At 43.8% G+C, this 822-nt stretch carries 1 protein-coding gene; it reads right to left on the bottom strand.

Annotation, left to right across the window (positions count from 1 at the left end; all coding sequences use genetic code 11):
- Positions 1-215: 215 nt before the first annotated feature.
- Positions 216-822: Hpt domain-containing protein (locus tag R7F07_RS25225; RefSeq protein WP_318110673.1), on the bottom strand; the 607-nt coding region annotated here is incomplete at its 5' end.

Raw genomic sequence — 822 nt, 5'->3', positions numbered from 1 at the left:
GTGAGAGGAACGGTCTGGCTGTCAATTTTCACTTCTAACAGGGAACACCCTGAAAGAGTGGTAACCAACCACAAAACCATTAGTGACGATAATCGACGAATGGACATGAAGCTACCTTTATCAAATTGTATAGAACAGGAATTAAGCGGAACCCAAGTGTAGGTTCGAACGCGCCTTTAATACCTCAACCGCCAACATTTTAAGTCAGAGGAATATCAATCTGTTAGCACTTCTCGTATCTTTTCACTGTTAAGAACTTTCTCTGCGAAAAGTGTTGTTTGTTGTAATACATCCCTTAATTGACAGAGCTTATTATCCGGTACTTCTTTGCCCTGTTTTATCAATAATTCTATCTCACCTGAGATGTAATGCAGGGGCATTGCACCTAAACTTCCTGACACCCCTTTCAGGCTGTGCGCTGCGCGCTGTGCGTTGTCTATATCTTCGTTTAGAAGTTTATGTAATTTAGAACCATCTTCAGCATGATCTTGAATAAAGACCTCGAGCAACATTCGGACAGCGCCTTCATCGCCAGAAAGCGAATCCAGCATTCTGTTTATATCGATAAACGGTTCTTGCGGAGCCAGCAATTCTTGTCGCGAATCAGGGGTTAGCTCTTGCGTTTTATTCGCTTGAGCATCACTTGCCAACTCACGCGCTTTGTTCTGGTGTTCTAAAGAACTGGGGGCGTTTTCAGTTTGAGAAACGGCAGGCTCTGATGAACTTGAATTCGCCACCGCATTTTTAGAGAAGACAGCCCATGAAACCACCGCCAACAGACAACCGCTCACGACAATGAGCCAAAAGATAAAAGAAACCAGT

The organism is Vibrio sp. YT-16 (assembly GCF_033337405.1).
Taxonomy (GTDB): Bacteria; Pseudomonadota; Gammaproteobacteria; order Enterobacterales; family Vibrionaceae; genus Vibrio; species Vibrio alginolyticus.
Note: the sequence above shows the minus strand (reverse complement) of the source record. Positions and strands in the feature narration are given on the sequence as shown.